This window comes from Intestinimonas timonensis (assembly GCF_900626145.1).
Taxonomy (GTDB): Bacteria; Bacillota; Clostridia; order Oscillospirales; family Oscillospiraceae; genus Intestinimonas; species Intestinimonas aquisgranensis.
Genome location: NZ_LR130817.1, coordinates 1,874,977 through 1,890,882, shown reverse-complemented (window position 1 = coordinate 1,890,882; position 15,906 = coordinate 1,874,977). Strand labels below are relative to the sequence as shown.

The 15,906-nt window shown below is 58.9% G+C and carries 16 protein-coding genes, 5 tRNA genes and 1 pseudogene; 7 read left to right on the top strand and 15 right to left on the bottom strand.

Annotated elements, in window-relative coordinates; translation table 11 throughout:
* Window positions 1-372: 372 nt before the first annotated feature.
* The 6 genes from trmD to ylxM form a co-directional block, all read right to left on the bottom strand.
* Window positions 373-1,143: a tRNA (guanosine(37)-N1)-methyltransferase TrmD gene (gene trmD, locus E0E29_RS16175; protein ID WP_130850679.1), complete on the bottom strand. Its 771-nt coding sequence runs from the start codon at window positions 1,141-1,143 to the stop codon at window positions 373-375.
* On the bottom strand, window positions 1,136-1,639 hold the full coding sequence (gene rimM / locus E0E29_RS16170) for a ribosome maturation factor RimM (RefSeq protein WP_130850678.1): 504 nt from the start codon (window positions 1,637-1,639) through the stop codon (window positions 1,136-1,138). The genes trmD and rimM overlap by 8 nt, the downstream gene beginning before the upstream one ends.
* 69 nt (window positions 1,640-1,708) lie before the next feature.
* Entirely contained in the window at window positions 1,709-1,939 is a 231-nt protein-coding gene (locus E0E29_RS16165; RefSeq protein WP_130850677.1) for a KH domain-containing protein, read from the bottom strand.
* 17 nt (window positions 1,940-1,956) lie between these two features.
* Window positions 1,957-2,193 carry a 30S ribosomal protein S16 gene (gene rpsP / locus E0E29_RS16160; protein ID WP_130850676.1) on the bottom strand — a complete coding sequence of 79 codons (237 nt, stop codon included), beginning with the start codon at window positions 2,191-2,193 and terminating at the stop codon, window positions 1,957-1,959.
* Window positions 2,194-2,273: 80 nt separating this feature from the next.
* On the bottom strand, window positions 2,274-3,632 hold the full coding sequence (gene ffh / locus E0E29_RS16155; protein ID WP_130850675.1) for a signal recognition particle protein: 1,359 nt from the start codon (window positions 3,630-3,632) through the stop codon (window positions 2,274-2,276).
* A gap of 3 nt (window positions 3,633-3,635) precedes the next feature.
* Window positions 3,636-4,004 carry a YlxM family DNA-binding protein gene (ylxM, locus tag E0E29_RS16150; protein WP_130850674.1) on the bottom strand — a complete coding sequence of 123 codons (369 nt, stop codon included), beginning with the start codon at window positions 4,002-4,004 and terminating at the stop codon, window positions 3,636-3,638.
* 257 nt (window positions 4,005-4,261) lie between these two features.
* On the opposite strand from ylxM, the gene E0E29_RS16145 reads away from it, so the two are divergent.
* The 3 genes and pseudogenes from E0E29_RS16145 (at window position 4,262) to E0E29_RS16135 (ending at window position 6,956) form a co-directional block, all read left to right on the top strand.
* Window positions 4,262-5,707 carry a helix-turn-helix domain-containing protein gene (locus tag E0E29_RS16145; RefSeq protein ID WP_130850673.1) on the top strand — a complete coding sequence of 482 codons (1,446 nt, stop codon included), beginning with the start codon at window positions 4,262-4,264 and terminating at the stop codon, window positions 5,705-5,707.
* A 17-nt stretch (window positions 5,708-5,724) separates the two neighbouring features.
* Window positions 5,725-6,210, top strand: a complete 486-nt coding sequence (locus tag E0E29_RS16140; RefSeq protein ID WP_130850672.1) for a leucine-rich repeat protein — start codon at window positions 5,725-5,727, stop codon at window positions 6,208-6,210.
* Window positions 6,191-6,956: pseudogene (locus tag E0E29_RS16135) on the top strand (IS5 family transposase). Before E0E29_RS16140 ends, E0E29_RS16135 begins: the two are co-directional and overlap by 20 nt.
* Before the next feature lie 414 nt (window positions 6,957-7,370).
* On the opposite strand, the gene E0E29_RS16130 reads toward E0E29_RS16135, so the two are convergent.
* The 8 genes from E0E29_RS16130 to E0E29_RS16095 form a co-directional block, all read right to left on the bottom strand.
* Window positions 7,371-7,444: transfer RNA gene (locus E0E29_RS16130), tRNA-Cys, on the bottom strand.
* Window positions 7,445-7,487: 43 nt separating this feature from the next.
* A tRNA-Gly gene (locus E0E29_RS16125) sits at window positions 7,488-7,563 on the bottom strand.
* Window positions 7,564-7,659: 96 nt separating this feature from the next.
* Window positions 7,660-7,735, bottom strand: a tRNA-Phe gene (locus E0E29_RS16120).
* Between the two features lie 3 nt (window positions 7,736-7,738).
* Window positions 7,739-7,815 (bottom strand) — tRNA-Asp (locus E0E29_RS16115).
* 24 nt (window positions 7,816-7,839) lie between these two features.
* A tRNA-Val gene (locus E0E29_RS16110) sits at window positions 7,840-7,915 on the bottom strand.
* A gap of 147 nt (window positions 7,916-8,062) precedes the next feature.
* On the bottom strand, window positions 8,063-8,947 hold the full coding sequence (hslO, locus tag E0E29_RS16105; RefSeq protein ID WP_130850671.1) for an Hsp33 family molecular chaperone HslO: 885 nt from the start codon (window positions 8,945-8,947) through the stop codon (window positions 8,063-8,065).
* 6 nt (window positions 8,948-8,953) lie between these two features.
* On the bottom strand, window positions 8,954-9,706 hold the full coding sequence (locus E0E29_RS16100; RefSeq protein ID WP_130850670.1) for a class I SAM-dependent DNA methyltransferase: 753 nt from the start codon (window positions 9,704-9,706) through the stop codon (window positions 8,954-8,956).
* Entirely contained in the window at window positions 9,703-10,014 is a 312-nt protein-coding gene (locus tag E0E29_RS16095; RefSeq protein ID WP_130850669.1) for a YerC/YecD family TrpR-related protein, read from the bottom strand. Before E0E29_RS16095 ends, E0E29_RS16100 begins: the two co-directional genes overlap by 4 nt.
* 204 nt (window positions 10,015-10,218) lie before the next feature.
* On the opposite strand from E0E29_RS16095, the gene E0E29_RS16090 reads away from it, so the two are divergent.
* From E0E29_RS16090 to E0E29_RS16075, 4 genes are all read left to right on the top strand, one after another.
* On the top strand, window positions 10,219-10,839 hold the full coding sequence (locus tag E0E29_RS16090; protein WP_130850668.1) for an RsiV family protein: 621 nt from the start codon (window positions 10,219-10,221) through the stop codon (window positions 10,837-10,839).
* Window positions 10,840-10,927: 88 nt separating this feature from the next.
* Entirely contained in the window at window positions 10,928-12,205 is a 1,278-nt protein-coding gene (locus E0E29_RS16085) for an adenylosuccinate synthase (protein ID WP_130850667.1), read from the top strand.
* 420 nt (window positions 12,206-12,625) lie between these two features.
* Window positions 12,626-13,978 carry a short-chain fatty acid transporter gene (locus E0E29_RS16080; protein ID WP_130850666.1) on the top strand — a complete coding sequence of 451 codons (1,353 nt, stop codon included), beginning with the start codon at window positions 12,626-12,628 and terminating at the stop codon, window positions 13,976-13,978.
* Window positions 13,979-14,135: 157 nt separating this feature from the next.
* A complete protein-coding gene (locus E0E29_RS16075; RefSeq protein WP_130850665.1) occupies window positions 14,136-14,981 on the top strand; it encodes a hypothetical protein in 846 nt (281 codons plus the stop codon).
* A gap of 69 nt (window positions 14,982-15,050) precedes the next feature.
* Here the strand turns inward: E0E29_RS16075 and E0E29_RS16070 are convergent, their stop codons facing one another.
* Entirely contained in the window at window positions 15,051-15,731 is a 681-nt protein-coding gene (locus tag E0E29_RS16070) for a TVP38/TMEM64 family protein (RefSeq protein ID WP_130850664.1), read from the bottom strand.
* Window positions 15,732-15,906: the final 175 nt, after the last annotated feature.

Genomic DNA, 15,906 nt, shown 5'->3' with positions numbered 1-15,906 from the left:
CACTTTTTTAGCAAAAGTCAAATCAACCAGGAACTTTCAGAAGGCATACGCAAAAAGGAAGCCATTTTTTTCCGTCGTTTGCCGTCGCCTGGGATGGAGAAAAGAAACAAAAGGTTACAAATAGTAACAAGCTCAAAGCCCTGGGGCTCAGCGGCTCCCGCCTCCGACTCCGCTGCCGCGGACACTGGGACGGGAAAAGGGGAGATAACTGGGGACTGGCCCCAGATTTTCTCCCCTCTGTTCCCATATTTTAGGGCATTTACAACCAATATCAAGTATAAAATACAAAAACATGGAAAATATCTTTGGGACTCCTGTGGAAAAAGAGGGGGTGCCGTCGACGAAAACTTTATGCAAGAGGACGGAAAAAGTTCAGTCCTCCGCCCCGGGAAGGGGCAATTCCGGCACCTCTGACTGGAGCTCGGCGAAGAGCTTTTTGTCCTCCTTGGAGGTGAACTCCAGCTTCTGGTAGAGGTCCGGCCGCCGACGCCAGGTCCGCAGGATGCTCTGCTTCCGCCGCCAGCGGGCGATGTTCTTGTGATCGCCGGAGCGGAGGATGGGGGGGACGGTACGGCCGTGCCAGGTCTCGGGACGGGAGTACTGGGGGTACTCCAGCATGCCGTTCCAGTGGCTCTCCTCCTCGAAGCACTCCGGGTCAGAGAGAACCCCGGGCACCATCCGGGCCACCGCGTCGGCCACCACCATGGCGGGCAGTTCGCCGCCGGTGAGGACAAAGTCGCCGATGGAGATCTCCTCATCCACGCACTCTTCGATGAAGCGCTCATCGATGCCCTCATAGTGGCCGCACACCAGGATCAGGTGGTCGTAGTCCCGGAGGAGGCGCTTTGCCTCAGTCTGGGTAAAGGTCTTGCCGGCGGGGGAGAGGAAGATGGTGTGACCGGGGCCGTAGGTTTCGGTGATGTGCTTCCAGCACTGGTAGAGGGGGTCGGCCTGCATCACCGCCCCGTGGCCGCCGCCGTAGGGGTAGTCGTCCACTTGCTTTTGCTTATTTAAGGTGTAGTCCCGGATCTGGTGGGCTTCGATGCGCAGAATGTCACGCTCCTGGGCCCGGCCCAGGATGGACTCGTTCATCATGTCGCCCACGGTCTCGTCGAAGAGGGTCATGATGTCGATATTATACATCGCTGGCCATCCCTTCGATGAGCTTGACCCGGATGAAGCCGCCGTCCACGTCGATCTCCTTGACGAACTCGTCCACAGCGGGGATCATATACTCCTTGCCGCCGCCACGGACCACGTAGACCTCGTGGGCGGGGGGCGTGAGGATGTCGTGGATGGTGCCCAGCACGTCGCCGGTCTCGGCGTCCCGGACCTCCAGGCCCATGAGGTCGGCCAGGAAGTGGCGGCCGTCGGGGAGCTCCACGCCGGTGCGGTCGATGGAAAGGGTCTTGCCCTTCAGGCGCATGGCGGCGTTCACGTCGGTGATCCCCTCCAGCCGGGCCAGAACATTACCCTTGTGGGGCCGGGCGGCCAGGACCTTGATGGGGGCGCCGTCTATATATAAGGTAGAGAAGGAGCAGAGGAACTCCGGGGAGTCGCACCAGGGGACGATCTTCACCTCGCCCTGGATGCCGTGGGTGTTGACGATCTGCCCGGCCTCCAGAAATTTGTTTTTCATATGGTGTAGTCCTTTCCGGCCTGATGGCCCAATGAAAGAAAAAGCGGCGGGACTTACGCCCGCCGCTTTTCAGTCGACGATTTCGACGGAAACCCTGGTTCCCTTCCGCTGGGCCACAGAGCGCATCAGGGTGCGGATCTCCTTTGCGATGCGGCCCTGACGGCCGATGACCTTGCCCATGTCCTCGGGGGCTACCCGAAGCTCCAGCAGAGTCTCGCCGTCCCCCTGGGTCTCGGTGACCGAAACGGCCTCCGGGTGCTCCACAAGGTTCTGAGCCACATAGGTAAGAAGCTCTTTCATGTGCGCCTCCTGTCGGCTTACACGCCGGCCTTTTTCAGCAGAGCCTTCACGGTCTCAGTGGGCTGAGCGCCGGTCTTGATCCAGGCCTGAGCCCGCTCCACGTCCACCTTCAGCTCGGCGGGATCAGTGGTGGGGTTGTAGGTACCGATCTCCTCGATGAAACGGCCATCACGGGGATAGCGGGAGTCGGCCACCACGATGCGATAGAAGGGAGCCTTCTTGGCGCCCATGCGACGCAGTCTGATTTTAACCATGTATCGTCACCTCCAAATGATCTTTCAAAATTCCTTATATGGCAGTACCACAGGAGAATCCTCCGCCGGTACGGACCAACTTATCCGAAGGGGAAGCCCTTGAACTTCCCCAGCCGGCTCATGCGCCGGGCCATCTTGCCGCCGGACATGCCGGCCATCTGCTTGGTGAGCTGCTGCATCTGTTCGAACTGCTTCAGGAGCCGGTTCACGTCCACCACCTGGGTACCGCTGCCGGCGGCAATGCGCTTTTTCCGGCTGCTGTTGAGGATGGAGGGGTTCTCCCGTTCGGCGGGGGTCATGGACAGGATGATGGCCTCGGTTTTGCCTAGGGCATTCTTGTCCAGATCGGCCCCCTCCAGGGCCTTGGCGTCCACGCCGGGGAGCATCCCGGCCAGGTCGGCGATGGAACCCATGTTTTTGAACTGCTGCATCTGCTCATAAAAATCCGTCAGGGTGAGACGGTTTTTCTTCATTTTCTCCTGGAGCTCGGCAGCCTTCTTCATGTCGAAGGTCTGCTGTGCCTTCTCGATGAGGGAGAGCACGTCACCCATGCCCAGGATGCGGGAGGCCATGCGGTCCGGGTGGAAGATCTCCACCTGATCCAGCTTCTCGCCCACGCCCACGAACTTGATGGGCTTGCCGGTGACGGCCTTGATGGAGAGGGCCGCGCCGCCGCGGGCGTCGCCGTCCAGCTTGGTGAGCATGACGCCGGTGATGTCCAGGGCCTCGTCGAAGGCCTTGGCGGCATTCACCGCGTCCTGGCCGATCATGGCGTCCACCACCAGGAGGATCTCGTCGGGGTCTACCGCCGCCTTCATGACCTTGAGCTGATCCATCAGCTCCTCGTCCACGTGGAGGCGGCCGGCGGTGTCCAAGAACACCAGATCGTTGCCGTGCTTGCGAGCATGCTCAATGGCGGCCTTGGCGATGTCCACCGGGTCGGCCTGCCCCATCTGGAAGACGGGAATGTCCAGCTGCTCGCCCACCACCTCCAGCTGATGGATGGCGGCGGGACGGAAGGTATCGCAGGCGGCCAGGAGGGGCCGCTTGCCATTCTGCTTTTTCATAAAGCCGGCCAGCTTGGCACAGTTGGTGGTCTTACCGGCGCCGTTGAGGCCGACGACCATCACCACCGTGGGCGGCTTGGAGGAGATGTTGAGCTTGGCACTCTCGCCGCCCATGAGGTTGGTGAGCTCTTCGTTGACGATCTTGACGATCATCTGTGCGGGGGTCAGACTCTCCAGCACGTCGGCACCGATGGCCCGCTCGGTCACTGTCTTGGTGAACTCCTTGACCACCTTGTAGCTGACGTCGGCTTCCAGGAGGGCCATGCGGATCTCCTTCATGGCGTCCTTGACGTCATTTTCGGAGAGGCGCCCCTTGCTCCGCAGCTTTTTGAACGCGTTGGAGAGTTTTTCGGTCAGTCCTTCAAATGCCATAGGTCACTCCTGAATCAGGGTGTCGGCCAGGGACTTGATGCGCCCGGCCAGGGTCTCCAGCTCGTCGCTGCCCAGCTTGGCGTCATTCAGGTCCAGGACCTTCTGGGCGCAGTCGGCCACCTCACGGAGCTGGCCCTGCATGGTGTGAAACCGGCGGATGAGGCCGGTCTTGTCCTCGATCTCGGTGAGATAGGCCTCCGCCCGGACAATGACGTCACGGACGCCCTGGCGGGTGATGCCGTAGTTTTCAGCAATCTCAGCCAGGGAGAGGTCCTCATTGTAATAGAGGTCGTAAAACTCTTTCTGACGGTCGGTGAGCAGGTCGCCGTAGAAATCATAGAGCATTGCCATCCGATAGGCCTGGTTCTTCATTGCGGCACCTCCGTTCCGTCTTGTAAAGCATGACGGCTTTACACGAGTAGTATGATACAACATTTCCCGCCGGCTGTCAAGTGAAAATCCCGTCGGATATGGGGCTTCTTCTTATGAAAACTGCCCAGCGGGGCCGGTGAACAGTGTGCGCTGGTGTGTGCGGTAAAATCGTTTCTTTTCTGCACACCCGGCAAAAGGGTTCTGTGGTATACTAAATAATAAATAAAAATCCATATCATGGGATTTGAGGTGGAGATATGCAGCTTTTCAGCCAGTACCTCCGGGATTTGATACAAGTCAGGCAGATGAACATTTCAGCGCTGGCGCGGCTGTCAGGCGTGGAGCGGACGGCCCTCTCCAAGACCTTGGCGGGCCAGCGGGTGCTGCCCTATGACGCACTGGACGGTCTCATTAACCACCTGCGCCTGACCCCGGATGAGGAGAGGCGGCTGCGGGACTGCTACGATGCCCAGTTTGAAAAGGAGGGCATTCGCCGCTCCCGTGCCATGGTGGGCCGGATGTTCGCCGATCTGGCCGAACTGGACTTCGCCCCGCCGGCCTTTGAGGAGAGCCGGCTGCTGCTGGACCTAGAGGGCTACGCCGGGCGGCGGTCTATCTTCAACGGCACCACCAACGTGCAGCCCCTGCTGCGGATGGTGCGCTCCCAGGAGCTCACCCGGCCAGACGCCCGGGTGGAGCTGACGGTGCCGCCCACCGACGCCTTTCTGGCGGGGGAGCTGCTGCGCCGATATCTGGACGGCCGTATGGGGGCGGAGGTGCGGCAGATCATCGCCTTCGACGCCTCCGGGGCGGCGGAGGACATCAACCTCCACAATCTGGGGTGTTTTTGCAGCATTTTCCCCATCTGTCTGCTGTCCAAGCGGCACTACCACCCCTACTACTATTACGACGACACCCTGGCCGCCCGATATACCGACCCCTACCCCTATTTCCTGGTGACCCACGGCTGTGTGGTCTGTCTCTCGGAAAGCGGAGGACAGGCTATGCTCCTGCGGGGGGAGGACCAGGTGGAGGGCTACCACCGGCATTTCCAGACCCTGCTGGAGCGTTGTCACCCCCTGATCCAGTACACCGCCGACCCGGTGGAGATTTTGGAGTCCTATGACGGCTGCACCGACGACGACGGCTTTTACATGGTCATGGACCAGCCCTGCTTCGGCCGGTTCTACGACGAGGCCACCATCGGCTGGTACCTGCGGTCAGAGCTGCCCTTCCACGACCGGCTGGAGGAGGTGGCTCGGAAGCGGTTCAGACGGCTGCGGTCGGTGGAGCGGTTCTACACCCTCTTCACCCGCAGCGGGGTGGAGCGGTTTTGTCAAACCGGCTCCCTGGACGACTTCCCGGTGGCCTTTGTGGCGCCTTTCCCGCCTGAGACGCGGCGGCAGCTGCTGAACGCCCTGGCCGGGCACATCCACAGCGGGGACATCACCGGCCGTATCCTGTCGTCGGGAACCTTCCCCGACTACCTGAGCATGACCACCTCCCAGCGCTCGGGGGTGGGTTTCTTCACCACAGAGCGATTCCCGCTCCAGGACGGCTTCTGCTCCGTCCAGGTAAAGGAGCCCGACCTGTGCCGGGCCTTCCACGGCTGGCTCACCCACCTGCCCGCCAGCGCCCAGGCTTTGGGGGCGGAGGAGACGGCGGCGGAGCTGGAGGCGCTGGGGCGGACCTGCGGGACATAAGAAAAGGAGAGAGGAACATGAGAGAGGGAAAAAGACGGATTCTGAGCATTCTGACCGCCCTGGCACTGGTCCTGGGGCTGTGCACCCCATTGGGCGGGCTGCTGCCGGAAGCGGAAGCGGCGGAGATCGTGGATAGCGGAATCTGCGGCGAGAATATGACTTGGACATTGGACAGCGAGGGTACACTGACCTTCAATGGTGATGGATATATGTACGATGAAGGTCCCAACACAGTAAAACCCGACTGGAGTGCAGAGGATACGGCTTGGTACAAGTACCGGGACGAGATTCGCTCGGTGGTGATTGGAGAAGGGATCCTTCTCATGTGCTCATATGCATTCCAAGATTGCATCAATTTGACTTCCGTTTCTCTGCCAGACAGCCTAACTGGGATATCGCTACATGGGTTCAGCGGATGCACGAGTCTTACTAGGCCTTGTTTGAAAAATAAAAGTTGCACAAGAAACCAAGTTATGCGAAGCTATGAGCATGAAACGATATGAATTAACAAAAGAACAATGGGAACGAATCAAGCCGCTGCTGCCACCGGAAGAAACGGGAAAGCGGGGTCGTCCCCGGAAGGATAGCGGGATCATGCTCAACGGAATGCTCTGGATCGTCCGGAGCGGTGCGCAGTGGCGTGAGCTGCCGGCGACCTATGGTCCTTGGCAGTCTATATACGCAAGATTCGCCAAATGGCGGAATGAGGGCACTCTGGAAGCGGTATTCCACACACGGTCTGCGGACGCGGATATGGAGAACCTGAGCATGGACTCCACTTGCGTAAAGGTGCATGAAAGCGCAAATGGCGGGGAAAAAAACGGCGGATAAGGCGGTTGGCCGTACCAAAGGCGGGTGGAACACAAAGCTCCACGCTGTCGTAGACGGTCTGGGAAACCCGGTGGAGTTCCTTCTCTCCGCTGGAAATGACCACGATTCGGTTCACGCTGTTGAACTGCTGAAAAAGGTCAGAATCGGCGGGAGTGCCGTGCTGGCAGACCGGGCCTATGGTGCCCGGACGATTCGGGAATATATCTCAGCGCACGGGGCCAGCTATGTGATCCCGCCGCAAAGCAACGTTTCCGATCCCTGGCCGGTTGACTGGCATCTGTATAAAGAACGCCATCTGGTGGAGTGTTTTTTCCAGAAAATCAAGTGGTTTCGCAGAATCGCCACCAGATATGACAAGTCGGATGCTTCCTTCCTAGCCTTTGTGTATCTTGCCTCCATCGCTATTTTGTTGCTTTAGCACAATCTCCGCCTTTTTTCAAACAAGCCCTAGTATAATTCGGAAAACAAACCACAATGCTTAATTGCCTCGTGCATTGATATCCTGCGTCGAATGGTGCCCTTTTTGAATTTTGGGAAAACAAAAAAGGGCGCCACTCTGATGGTTCTCCCTAACCAACAAAACGGTGCCCATAATTTTGTGAATCTTTTTAGTCTGAAAAACGGTGTCTTTTTTGAAAAAAACGCTTTCAAAAAGGGCACCGGCATATAATCCTGCAAAATGGTGGCAGCATAGTGGTTCAAATCTTTGCTCATCCACCGGAATAGCCTATGTCATCTATTGTTCAAACCCTGAATTTGAGGGGGGTAAAAACCCGGAAAAGGTTGATGCCGTAGGCTGTAAGCCTACGGCATCTATACCTTTTTTACAATATGGAGGCGACACCCAGACTCGAACTGGGGGTGGAGCTTTTGCAGAGCTCTGCCTTACCACTTGGCTATGTCGCCATATGGATAACAGAAGCAATCGCTTGCTTCTGTTATCATTTGCTGGAGCAGGTGACGAGGCTCGAACTCGCTACCTCCACCTTGGCAAGGTGGCGCTCTACCAGATGAGCTACACCTGCAAATCACAGTACATGTTATGCTGATGATCTGCGTTTCATGCTAGGGAAGAAGGAAATCTCTCCGGAGGATACCCGAAGAATCCTCCGGAGAAATTCTGGTGCCTCCGGCCGGAATCGAACCAGCGACACGGGGATTTTCAGTCCCCTGCTCTACCAACTGAGCTACAGAGGCAAATGGCGACGCGGAAGGGACTTGAACCCTCGACCTCCGGCGTGACAGGCCGGCGTTCTAACCAACTGAACTACCACGCCATTTTGCTTTGGGTTCAGGACCTATGGTGGGAACAACAGGGCTCGAACCTGTGACATCATGCTTGTAAGGCATGCGCTCTCCCAGCTGAGCTATGCTCCCCTGTTGGCCGCTCTCGTCAGACGGCGAAAGTTATTATAGCAAGCAGATCCCGATCTGTCAACACTAAAAATCAAATTTTTTCATTTTTTCTTTCCAGCCCACTGGAAGGGCCCAGCAGGGCCCTTCCAGTGCGGAAAGGGGAGAAGCTCAGTCCTCCGTGGCGGAGGCCAACAGCTCCTCCAACTCCTCCTTGGAGAAGTGGTATACCTTATCGCAGAACTGGCAGGTGAGGTCGGCGGAGCCCTCCTTGTCGATCATGTCCCGCAGTTCCTCCTTGCCTAGGCTGATGACGGCCTGGGAGACCCGGTCCCGGTCACAGTAGCACTTATAGGAGACGCTGGTGCGCTCCAGCAGCTCGGGCTCCATACCCTCCAGCAGCCGGTTCAGCACCTCAGCGGCGTCGGCGCCCTGACGTAATACCTCAGTCACGGGTCCCAGCCTGCGGACAGCCTCCTCCAGGCGGTCGATGACGGCATCGTCGGCGCCGGGCAGGAGCTGGAGCATATAGCCGCCGGCACAGAGGACGGACTGGTCGGTGTCCACCAGTACGCCCAGGCCGCAGGCTGTGGGAATCTGCTCGCTGGTAGCAAAGTAGGCGGTGAGGTCCTCGGCGATCTCTCCGCTCACCAGGGGGACGCTGCCCACATAGGGCTCCTTGAGGCCGATGTCCTTAATGAGGGTCAAAAAGCCGTCGGTGCCCACGCCGGCACCCACGTCCAGCTTGCCGGGCCCCTTCAGGGGCAGCTCCACCTGGCCGTTCTGCAGGTAGCCCCGAACGTTGCCCTGGGAGTCAGACACGGCAATGATGCTCCCAAGGGGACCGCCTCCCTTGATGCGCAGGGTGACAGAGCCCTTCTCCTCCTTCAGGGGTGCGCCGATCATGGAGCAGCCCATGAGGCTGCGGCCCAGAGCGGCGGTGGCCAGGGGGGCGAGCTTATGGATCTGACGGGCGCGCTCCACCAAGTCCTTTCCAGTGATGGCAATGGCCTTTACCGAGCCGTCGCCGGTAATCATGCGTACGATCTCATCCATACTATATTATAGTTCCTTTCGGGCTGCAAAAAATATCCGGTCCTCGCCGGATTTGGGCGGCCGCATCTTTCGGTCGCCATACTGCTTGATGTGAGTGAAGCCAGCCGTCCGAAGCAGCTCGGTGAGCTCCTCCGGCGTGTAGGCCCTCTCCTGATGCACTTCCTCCTCCCGGCGCCAGAGTCCGTCGTCCTGGCGGAAGAAGAGGTCGAAACCGTAGGTGCAGATTCTGCTCCGACGGGCATAGTCCGCCCGCCAGACACAGTAGGTGTCATCGGTCTCATCGATGAACATGCCGCCGTCCAGCCCCTCCAGCTTCTCCGGGGTGTTGACATCGAAGAGGAAGAGCCCGCCGGGCATCAGGAAGAGATGGACCCGCTGAAAGGCCCGCAGCAAGGCCTTGGGACGGGTCACATAGTTGATGCTGTCCAGGCAGCAGACGCAGGCGTCGATGGTGCCGTAGAGGTCCAGCTCCTCCATAGGCTGCTGGAGGAACATGGGGGGGATGACGCCGGTGAGGTCCTGCGCCTTTTCCGTCGCCACGGAGAGCATCTCCGCAGACAGGTCCACGCCGATCATCTCATAGCCCCGCTGGGCCAGCAGGCAGGTCATGGCGCCGGTGCCGCAGGCCAAGTCCAGGACAGTGTGGATGGGGATCGGACTGCGGGAAAAGTGCTTTTCCAGATAGTCGGCCCAAGCCTCGTGGTCCACGTCGGCGGTAAGAGCGTCATATCGCAGCGCCAGGGATTCATAGCTGCTCATGCATCCTCCTCGGTCCGCTGCCGGAGCTCCTTGGCCCGGGGGAGGACCTGCTTGTAGCCATCGGCGCCGTAATTGAGCGCCCGGTTCACTCGGCTGATGGTGGCGCTGCTGGCGCCGGTGCGCTCCAGAATGTCGTTGTAGATCATTCCGTCGTTGAGCAGAAGAGCCACCTCAAACCGCTGCTCCATGGCCCGCAGTTCGGCCACGGTACACAGGTCTTCAAAGAAGCGCTTGCATTCGTCCAGGTCCCTCAGAGTCAGGATGCTCTCATAGAGCAGGTCGCCGTTCTCCTTGGTTTTCTTTGTCATAGGGGGAAGACACCTCTTTCATTATCCTTGGCCCGTGCGTTGAACGGGCCGGGCCCTTAAAATTTTACTACACTGAAGTATGAAAGTAAAGGGAATTTTGTGCATGAAGCGCACTTTTTCATGTTGCATATACTGAAAGAGAGGTGATTTTTGGTGTGGAGATACATTTGCTGGAAGGAAACCCTATATTGGGAGGAAGAACCGGTGGCTGAGTTGGAGATGACGGTACCCTTGCCGGTGGAGCACGATCGGGCGGCGGACCGTATGGGGCGCTGGTGCGCCCGTCTGGGGGCTCTGTGGTACCGGCGCTGGACGGGAGAATTTTACCGGGCGGCCTGCGCGGACTGTGCAAGGGCCAGGGAGCGTGCCCGACCCTTCTGGCCATGGCGGGCCCGGCTGAGCGCCGCTTTGACCTATGAGGACGACCGGGTGTGCAGCCTGTGGATGGAGGGTGGGGAACGGCAGGGGAGGGAGGAGGGCCGCGCGGTGCGCACCGCGGCTACCTGGACCAGGCAGGATGGTTTGCCGCTCACCCTTGGGGAGCTGTTTCCATGGGAACGGCACTGGCGGGGACAGGTGCTGGCTCAGGTGCGTGAAGGACTCAGAGGCATGCGGGAGGAGGGGATCATGTTATGGAAGGATGCGGAGCGACTGGCGGAAACCCGATTTTCTGCAGGTTGCTTTTTTCTCACGCCGGCTGGACTCAGGATCTATTTTCCCACGGGAGCGTTGGGTCCAAACGAAAGTGGGATCATAGAATTTTTGTTGCCCCTGGAGCAAAAAAACCAGACTTTGGATGGCCAGAAAAATCCTGAAAAAGTCTAAAAATGGGAAATTCTTTCTTGCATCTGAAGAATGGATGGAATATAATACTTCAGTCCTCGGAACACTGAACACACGGGAGGAATCAACTATGGTCAAAGCGATCGTCGGAGCCAACTGGGGCGACGAAGGCAAGGGAAAGATCACCGACCTGTTCGCGGAGGGATCTGACGTTGTCGTCCGGTTCCAGGGCGGCGCAAATGCGGGCCATACCATCATCTGCGATTATGGAAAATTTGCCCTGCACCAGCTGCCGTCCGGTGTCTTTTATCCCCACATCACCAACATTATCGGCAACGGTGTGGCACTGAATGTACCCAAATTCCTGGAGGAGCTCCAGCACCTGCGGGACGGCGGCGTGCCCGCCCCCCATATCATCGTCGATGAGCGCACCCAGGTGCTCATGCCCTACCACGTCCTTCAGGACCAGTATGAGGAGGAGCGGCTGGGCGGTCACGCCTTCGGCTCCACCAAGTCGGGCATTGCCCCATTCTATTCCGACAAGTACGCCAAATACGGCATCCAGATCTGTGAGCTCTTTGATGAGCCCCGCCTGATGGAGCGGCTGGAGCAGGTTTGTGCCATCAAAAACGTGCTCTTCGAGCACCTGTACCATAAGCCCAAGCTTGATCCGAAGGCCATCTTCGATGAGGTGACCGGCTACCGGGATCAGATCGCTCCCTACGTGGGCGACGCCATGAGCTTCGTTAAGGAGGCGCTGGCCGAGGGTAAGCAGGTCCTGCTGGAGGCCCAGCTGGGCGCCATGAAGGACCCCGATTTTGGTATCTATCCCTTCACCACCTCTTCCCATACTCTGGCCGGTTTCGGTTGCATGGGCGTGGGCGTGGCCCCTCAGGACATCAAGAGCATCGTGGCCATTACCAAGGCCTACTCCAGCGCTGTGGGCGCCGGTGCCTTTGTGTCTGAGCTCTTTGGTGATGAGGCCGAGGAGCTGCGTCACCGGGGCGGCGACGCCGGTGAATACGGCGCCACCACTGGCCGTCCCCGTCGAGTGGGCTGGTTTGACGCCGTGGCGACCCGTTACGGCTGCAAAGTTCAGGGCGCCACCGAGGTGGCCCTCACCGCCGTGGACGTGCTGGGCTATCTGGACGAGATCAAGGTCTGCACCGGCTACGAGATCGACGGCAAAATCACCCGGGACTTCCCGGTCACCCCGCTGCTGGAGCGGGCGAAACCGGTCTACACCACCCTGCCCGGCTGGAAGTGCGATATCCGGGGCGAGACCGATTACAACCGCCTGCCCAACGAGGCCAAGGGCTACGTGGATTTCCTGGAGAAGGAGATCGGTGTGCCCATCACCATCGTCTCCACCGGCCCCAAACGCCACGAAATTACGCATCGGCGCTAAAAATACCTTCGTTCGAAACGTGCAGAGAGCAATCTCTGCACGTTTTTTCTGTTTCAACGGTAAAAATGTAAATTAGTTACAGTGCCGAAAACAGGACCACTCAATAATTGGTGGGGCCACTTGAAAGTGAGGGTTTTTGGGCACTTTTTGCCCAAAAAAGTTGCAAATTTCTCTTCGCTTTATACACAAATAGTTGTTCTGGTCAGTAGAACAGAAAGACGAAAACAGGCAAAAATCACGAAAAAAGCAGAAAGCAAAAAAACGGAAAATGACTGGGAGACAATGGGTTTGAGGAATTTTTGACACGCACACGAGGCGTCGGTTGACAAACGGGTTTTTTTCGTATATAATGGGAACCGAAATTGTGAACAAATTGTGTTGGGGTTTGTTCATGGTTGTACATTATAAGGAGGGAAACGCATGTTCAAAAAGTTTACCAATGGCTGCGTGCGCGTAGTCAACCGGTGGCTGCCTGATCCGTTCCTGTTCGCCATCATCCTGACCATCGTGGTCTTCATTGCCTCGATGATCGGCACCCAGCAGAGCCCCATCGCTCTGGTCAATTCCTGGGGTAACTCCAGCGGCTTCTGGGGTCTGCTGTCCTTCTCCATGCAGATGGCCCTGGTGCTGGTGTTGGGTTCTGCCATGGCTTCCGCCAAGGTCTGTAAGAAGATCCTGGGCGCCATCGCTTCCATCGCCAAGGACAAGAAGAGCGCCATCCTGGTCACCACCTTCGTGTCCACCATCTGCTGCTGGCTCAACTGGGGCTTCGGCCTCATCGCCGGCGCTCTGCTGGCCAAGGAGGTTGCCCGCCGCGTGAAGGACGTGGACTACCCCCTGCTGATCGCCTCCGCCTACTCCGGCTTCGTGATTTGGCACGCCGGCCTCTCCGGCTCCATCCCCCTGCAGATGGGCGCCGAGGGCGGCACTGAGATCCTGGGTGTGGTGTACTCCGCCCCCATCTCTCAGACCATCTTCCACCCCGTGAACCTGGGTATGGTGCTGGTCATCCTGATCCTGATGCCTCTCATCAACTACGCCATGCATCCCGACGCCGCCCACACCATCACCGTGGACCCCGCCCTGCTGGTCGAGGAAGAGGAGAAGACCTACACCATCAACACCCCCGCTGAGAAGATCGAGCACAGCAAGATTCTGTGGGTCATCACTCTGGTTCTGGGCTTCGCTTACATCATTTACTACTTTGCCACCAAGGGCTTCAACCTGGACCTGAACATCGTCAACATGATCTTCATGTTCCTGGGTATCCTGCTCCACGGTGATCTCCGCAAGTATGTTGACGCCATCGGCGAGGCCGCTGGCGGCGCTGCCGGCATCCTGCTGCAGTTCCCCTTCTACGCCGGCATCATGGGCCTGATGGTGGCTGCCAACCCCGAGACCGGCGTGTCCCTGGCCTCCATCATCGCCAACTTCTTCACTAACATCTCCACCAACATCACCTTCCCCATGCTGACCTTCCTGTCCGCCGGTATCATCAACTTCTTCGTTCCCTCCGGCGGCGGCCAGTGGGCCGTGCAGGCTCCTATCGTGATGCCTGCTGCCACTCAGATGGGCATCGACTATGGCCGTTCCGCCATGGCCATTGCCTGGGGCGATCAGTGGACCAACATGATCCAGCCCTTCTGGGCTCTGCCCGCTCTGGGTGTTGCCGGCCTGTCCGCCCGCAACATCATGGGCTACCTGGTCATCGTCCTGATCTTCACCGGTGTGGTCGCCTGCGGCGGCTTCCTGGTCTGGGGCATGTTCTTCTAAGCTCCAAAACCCAACGAAACAGAAAACGCCCGGACTGCGGTCCGGGCGTTTTTCTGTTTTTCTGAAGCGGCACCAAACCCGGCCGGGCACATAGAATGGGGTGGAGGCGGACCACACCGCCCGCCTTTGCCCAACGCCATTTTTAGGAGGTATTGCAATGCCTGAAAAGGTCGTGCCCGGTCCCGTGCAGGACAGCGCCTGCATCCGGGAGGCCGTGTGCATACACACCAAAAAGATCTTCGATAGCTGTAAGGACAAAGACTGTATCGAGGACCTCCGCCTTTACCCCACGCAGAGCTCCCAGTGTGCCATTGACCGCGCCGTGAGCATCAAGCCCGGCTGTGCGGAGCTGCTGCATGTATACATCGATGTGGAGCCTGTGAGCTTCAACCGCGGCTTCTACACCGTGGATGTACGCTACTTCTACCGCGTTACCGCCGACGCCTTTGTGGGCGCCGCCCGGCCGGTGGAGATCAGCGGTCTGTGCGTCTTTGACAAGCGGGTCATCCTCTTCGGCAGCGATGGGGGTGCCAAGACCTTCAGCTCCCAGGCCTGCTTTGGGGAGATGGATGAGCAGGAGATCCGCAAGAGCGGCCTGCCCTCTGCTGTGGTGGAGGCGGTGGACCCCATCGTGCTCAACATGAAGCTGGTGGATGTGTGCGAGTGCCGTCCCTGCGACTGCGAGCTCACCGAGATCCCCCCCTGCATCTGCTCCTGCTTCGGCAGCGATCTCAACTTCGGCGGCGAGGGCAAGCGGGTCTATGTGACCCTGGGCCAGTTCTCCATCATCCGCCTGGAGCGGGAGACCCAGCTCCTCATGCCGGTGTACGACTATTGTATGCCGGAAAAGGAGTGCGTCTGCGGCTCCTGCTGCGAGGAGGACCCCTGCGAGCTCTTCCGCCAGGTGAAGTTCCCTGTCAACGAGTTTTTCCCGCCCAACGCCATGGGCTGTGCCGATGGCGGCAAGCGGGAGCCCGACCTGCCCGGCTGCTGCCGGAAGTGACGCGAAGTCTCGCGGTAAGAAATACCCATCCCCGACGGTCTATCCGCCGGGGACGGGTATTTTTCTTCTTCATTTGCGCCGGAAGCGGCGGAGAAGTGCCTCTTCTAGCCGATCACCGTATTTCATGCCCAGGAGGAAGACAGCCAGGCCGCCCATGCCCAGCAGAGCCATGCCCCAAAGAGGGATATTCACGACGGAGCCCCCTACGGCACTGGCTACCAGCAGCCCCCAGGGGCGGAAGAGGATGACCATGACAAGGAAACGGGGAAAGCTGATCTCGGTAAGACCTGCCAGGATGCAGAGAATGTCGTCGGGGAAGAAGGGAAAGAGAAAGGCCATAGCCAAAAAGACGTCGCGCTTGCGGCGGATGATATCCAGATAGCGGTCGGAGAGGGCCTGGCTGACGAAACGGTCCACGAAGGCCTGCCCCAGGCAGCGTGCCAGTTGAAAAACCAGGGCGGAACCAACCACCACCGCCGCCCAGGTGAGGAGAAAGGCGGGCAGGGTCCCGAAGAGGAGGGCGCCGGCCAGGGCGGTCAGGTTGCTGGGGATGGGGGCCAGCACGACGGAGGCCAGTTGGATCAGGAAGAACACCAGGTGGGAATAGGGGGAGAAGGTCTCAATATAGGCCTGGAGACCTTCCAGAGAAGTCGCGGCCTGAAAGAAGCCGGTCCGCCACAGCAGGACGCCGCCGGCGGCCAGCAAAAGAACAGTGATGAGCAGGGTGAGGAACCAGGTATTTTTTTTCATGGAAAGATCTCCTTGTTCTGTCGCTGACCATAGATTACCACACAGTGCCCGCCGGGGCCATAGAGAAAAGATGATGTTTTTCTTAAAATGCAAAAAAGAGGTGCCGCGGGAGAGCAGGCCTGATTGCGGAGCGGGGCGGAAGGTGGTATCATCGAAGGGAAAGCATGGGCACATC

Bases quoted from the DNA above. Each gene is read 5' to 3' on its own strand.
- E0E29_RS16075 (WP_130850665.1), top strand. From the start codon at position 14,136: ATGCCTGAAAAGGTCGTGCCCGGTCCCGTGCAGGACAGCGCCTGCATC.
- E0E29_RS16095 (WP_130850669.1), bottom strand. From the start codon at position 10,014: ATGACAAAGAAAACCAAGGAGAACGGCGACCTGCTCTATGAGAGCATC.
- E0E29_RS16080 (WP_130850666.1), top strand. From the start codon at position 12,626: ATGTTCAAAAAGTTTACCAATGGCTGCGTGCGCGTAGTCAACCGGTGG.
- E0E29_RS16100 (WP_130850670.1), bottom strand. From the start codon at position 9,706: ATGAGCAGCTATGAATCCCTGGCGCTGCGATATGACGCTCTTACCGCC.
- rpsP (WP_130850676.1), bottom strand. From the start codon at position 2,193: ATGGTTAAAATCAGACTGCGTCGCATGGGCGCCAAGAAGGCTCCCTTC.
- E0E29_RS16165 (WP_130850677.1), bottom strand. From the start codon at position 1,939: ATGAAAGAGCTTCTTACCTATGTGGCTCAGAACCTTGTGGAGCACCCG.
- E0E29_RS16140 (WP_130850672.1), top strand. From the start codon at position 5,725: ATGAGAGAGGGAAAAAGACGGATTCTGAGCATTCTGACCGCCCTGGCA.
- E0E29_RS16070 (WP_130850664.1), bottom strand. From the start codon at position 15,731: ATGAAAAAAAATACCTGGTTCCTCACCCTGCTCATCACTGTTCTTTTG.
- E0E29_RS16145 (WP_130850673.1), top strand. From the start codon at position 4,262: ATGCAGCTTTTCAGCCAGTACCTCCGGGATTTGATACAAGTCAGGCAG.
- rimM (WP_130850678.1), bottom strand. From the start codon at position 1,639: ATGAAAAACAAATTTCTGGAGGCCGGGCAGATCGTCAACACCCACGGC.
- ylxM (WP_130850674.1), bottom strand. From the start codon at position 4,004: ATGAAGAACCAGGCCTATCGGATGGCAATGCTCTATGATTTCTACGGC.
- ffh (WP_130850675.1), bottom strand. From the start codon at position 3,632: ATGGCATTTGAAGGACTGACCGAAAAACTCTCCAACGCGTTCAAAAAG.
- trmD (WP_130850679.1), bottom strand. From the start codon at position 1,143: ATGTATAATATCGACATCATGACCCTCTTCGACGAGACCGTGGGCGAC.
- E0E29_RS16085 (WP_130850667.1), top strand. From the start codon at position 10,928: ATGGTCAAAGCGATCGTCGGAGCCAACTGGGGCGACGAAGGCAAGGGA.
- hslO (WP_130850671.1), bottom strand. From the start codon at position 8,947: ATGGATGAGATCGTACGCATGATTACCGGCGACGGCTCGGTAAAGGCC.